Here is a 3569-nt window from a genome sequence, read left to right on the forward strand (position 1 = left end):
CCCCACACCCCACACCCCAACTAAATTACTTAATTTGTGCTATGATAATAGTTTTGGGATAAATTTAAATAGGAGCAGACTGTTTGTATGTCTCGTTATAGAGGACCGCGCTTGCGCGTTGTGCGTCGTTTAGGGGAATTACCGGGCCTAACCCGTAAAAATGCCCGTCGTGCCTATGCACCGGGGCAACATGGCCAGGCCCGCAAAAAACGTTCAGAATATGCCATTCGTCTAGAAGAAAAACAAAAACTGCGTTTTAACTACGGTGTCAGCGAAAAACAATTAGTTCGCTATGTCCGCAAAGCTCGCCGGGCTACTGGTTCCACCGGTCAAGTGCTGCTGCAACTCTTAGAAATGCGTCTGGATAATACCGTTTTCCGTCTCGGTATGGCCGGGACAATTCCGGGGGCGCGACAATTAGTCAATCACGGTCACGTCACCGTTAACGGTAGAGTTGTGGATATTGCTAGTTATCAGTGCCGTCCGGGTGATGTGATTGGAGTCAGAAATCAAGAGCGTTCCCAGGATCTAGTCAAAAGAAATATGGAATACCCCGGTTTAGCCAATCTGCCGAGTCATTTGGAATTTGACAAAAACACCCTCGTGGGCAAAGTGAATGGCGTTGTGGAAAGAGAATGGATTGCCCTCTCGATTAATGAACTGTTAGTAGTGGAATACTACTCTCGGAAAGTCTAGGAAAAAAGCCTTTTCCAGATACCTTGAGGACGCAATTGGCAGCGTCCTTATTTTATTGGTTAAATTTAGTATTTTTGATTGTACATGGGGCTGGCTAATACTAAATCCTGTTTAAAAGTGATAGGTCAGAGTCAGTCAAAAATGGCTCATTGAGAAGGTATCTGGCTCTTTTGGGTTTGGTGGGTAAAATGTATTCTAAGATAAGGTCTTGCCAGCGAGGGAGTGGAACGAACCACAAAGACACAAAGGACACAAAGATTGATCGCTCCTATATACGTTAAACTTATCACACAAAGAATAAGAGAGCCAGTATCTGTATGGAGTGAAACTTATCATCGTCAATGTTACTGACTGCTTGATACCTCCCCTGAACGGTTACAGTTAAGAGAGTAGTCCGTTAGCACCCACTTCTAAATGGGATATTATCAACATGAAAAATCAATTATCTCAGCTTTATGAAACTGATTTTAATTTGTGGCTTGAGCAAACCGTAAATCACTTAAAAAAGGGTAATTTACAAGCCCTTGATTTAGATAACTTAATCGAAGAAATATCCGATATGGGACGTAATAATAGACGGGAGGTATTCAGTCGTTTAAAAGTTCTCTTGATGCACTTACTTAAATGGCAATATCAACCAGAAAAACGGACTAATAGCTGGATAAATACCATTGATGAACAAAGAGAACAATTAGAGCTTATTTTCAGGGATAGTCCTAGCTTAAAACCCTATTTAGCCGATATTTTCGCAGAATGTTATCAAAAAGCAGTGCGAGGAACGGTAAATGAAACTAATTTACCAAAAGAAACTTTCCCAGTTGATTGTCCTTTTAGCCAAGAACAGGTTTTAAGTTGGGATTATTTTCCTGAAAATAGCTTTTGAACAATAGCAGTTTTATGATAAAATTGCCCTGCTATCAAGACTGATTTTTTTCTTGCCAAATAGCTAAGGCCATTTGATGAACAAATCGCCAAGGTAGATGATGCTGACGGGCAATAGCGGCACAATCTTCGTATTCTGGTTGTACGGTAATCGGTTGATTAATTGACTCTTTGTAGGCAACTTTTAGCCTAATTTGACCATAGACAGTATCGATCGATTGTATCTCTCTTTTTAAGATTGATCGCTCTTGAATTGTCCTTCTAATGCCTAAAGTTGTGGTTTCCTGAAAGATCATATTTTCACAAATAGCAATTTTATCCAAGGCACAAATTACTGTCAAAAGTATTCCCAAACGGGATTTTTTCATAGTAATTGCTTGACTAAATACATCCAAGGCACCCACTTGTAATAAAGACTCACTTAAGTAGGCGATCGCTTGCGGATTTAAGTCATCAATTTGAGTTTCTAAAACTGCCACGGTTTCCCTTTCATCTAGCTTTTCTGGTGTTTTTTTCCCTAACCAAAGCCGGACAAGATTGGGAATCGGTAAATCTTTTGTACCTGCCCCTAAACCGACCTTTTCTAACTGCATTTGCGGCGGTTTACCGAAACTTTTAGCTAAAGTTGTCACAATAGCTGCCCCCGTGGGTGTTACTAACTCCGCTTCGATGCCATTACTATAAATTGGTACTTGTCCCTGACTGAACAATTGTACTACTGCTGGCACGGGAACCGGTAAACGACCATGGGCGGCCTGAACTGTACCGCCGCCGGTGGGTAGAGAAGAACAGTATAATTCACTCACCGATAGCCAATCCAAACCCAAACAAGTCCCGACGATATCAATAATGGCATCGGTTGCCCCGACTTCGTGAAAATGCACTTTTTCCGGTGCGATCCCGTGAACAGCCCCTTCTGCGATCGCAAGTTGTTGAAAAACCGCTAAACTCCATTCTTGGACTTTCTGGGGTAAATTTGCCTGTTTAATTAAATTTTCAATCTCCAGTAAATGGCGAGCGGGGGTATGATGGTGATGGTGGTGATGATCAGCAGACTTCTCGGCAGTGACATCGACGTGAATCTTAGTGGCAATTTGACCGCGACGATGCACTTTTTCGGCCCTTAACTGATATTCATCCTCAATTCCTAAAGTTTTTAGTTGTGCAATCAGGTATTCTAAGGGGACTCCTAAATCTACTAACGCCCCTAAACACATATCCCCGGCAATTCCCGTGGGACAATCCCAATAGGCGACGATTTTGCTATCATGGCTACTATTTACTCTCTCCATCCGGAAAATCCCCAACAACGTTCTATCCAAGAAATCTGTAATGCCCTGAAAAATGGGGCAATTATGCTTTATCCTACCGATACCGTCTATGCGATCGGTTGCGATCTCAATGTGAAATCCGCCGTCGAACGAGTTCGCCAAATCAAGCAACTATCTAATGATAAACCCTTGACGTTTCTCTGTTCTTCTTTGTCGAATATTTCCGAGTACGCAGTGGTAAGCGATTATGCTTATAAAATTATGCGACGAGTTATACCCGGTCCCTACACTTTTCTCTTACCGGCGACTAAATTAGTGCCGAAAGTGGTGATGAATCCGAAGCGGAAAACCACCGGTATCCGGGTTCCCGATCACGTTATCTGTCGCACTATTCTCGAAACCCTAGAAAATCCCATTATCTCTAGTTCTGCCCATCTTCCCGATCAGGAGGGGGATTTTCCCACCAAGGGGTTAGAAACCGCTAGGCTATTCGATGCCCTCGATCATGTAGTTGATTTAATTATCGAAGATGGTTCGGCTCCCGGTTCGGAAGTGTCAACTATTGTTGATTTTACCAGCGATCAACCGGATATCGTGCGTCAGGGTTTGGGTTGGCCAGAATTACAACAATGGTTATAACGAAGGCAGGAGACAGGAGACAGGAGATAGGAGACAGGAGATAGGAGATTAGTTTTATTTATTCTCCCCACACCCCACTTC

General features: G+C 42.8%; 4 protein-coding genes. 3 read left to right on the forward strand and 1 reads right to left on the reverse strand.

Features of this window, described 5'->3' with window-relative positions:
• Positions 1 to 87 precede the first annotated feature (87 nt).
• Positions 88 to 696, forward strand: coding sequence for a 30S ribosomal protein S4 (rpsD, locus tag IQ224_RS22590; RefSeq protein ID WP_002737433.1), 609 nt, complete (start codon positions 88 to 90; stop codon positions 694 to 696).
• A 430-nt stretch (positions 697 to 1126) separates the two neighbouring features.
• Positions 1127 to 1579, forward strand: coding sequence for a DUF29 domain-containing protein (locus tag IQ224_RS22595; protein ID WP_002744655.1), 453 nt, complete (start codon positions 1127 to 1129; stop codon positions 1577 to 1579).
• Between the two features lie 34 nt (positions 1580 to 1613).
• Here IQ224_RS22595 and larC read toward each other — a convergent pair whose 3' ends face one another.
• A complete protein-coding gene (gene larC, locus IQ224_RS22600; protein ID WP_002744656.1) occupies positions 1614 to 2870 on the reverse strand; it encodes a nickel pincer cofactor biosynthesis protein LarC in 1257 nt (418 codons plus the stop codon).
• Here larC and IQ224_RS22605 point away from each other — a divergent pair.
• Positions 2847 to 3488: an L-threonylcarbamoyladenylate synthase gene (locus IQ224_RS22605; RefSeq protein ID WP_194033518.1), complete on the forward strand. Its 642-nt coding sequence runs from the start codon at positions 2847 to 2849 to the stop codon at positions 3486 to 3488. The two genes, larC and IQ224_RS22605, sit on opposite strands and share 24 nt — an antisense overlap.
• The last annotated feature ends 81 nt before the right edge of the window (positions 3489 to 3569 follow it).

The organism is Microcystis sp. LEGE 00066, from assembly GCF_015207925.1.
Classification (GTDB): Bacteria; Cyanobacteriota; Cyanobacteriia; order Cyanobacteriales; family Microcystaceae; genus Microcystis; species Microcystis ichthyoblabe_A.

Bases quoted from the DNA above. Each gene is read 5' to 3' on its own strand.
- larC (WP_002744656.1), bottom strand. From the start codon at position 2,870: ATGGAGAGAGTAAATAGTAGCCATGATAGCAAAATCGTCGCCTATTGG.
- IQ224_RS22595 (WP_002744655.1), top strand. From the start codon at position 1,127: ATGAAAAATCAATTATCTCAGCTTTATGAAACTGATTTTAATTTGTGG.
- IQ224_RS22605 (WP_194033518.1), top strand. From the start codon at position 2,847: ATGGCTACTATTTACTCTCTCCATCCGGAAAATCCCCAACAACGTTCT.
- rpsD (WP_002737433.1), top strand. From the start codon at position 88: ATGTCTCGTTATAGAGGACCGCGCTTGCGCGTTGTGCGTCGTTTAGGG.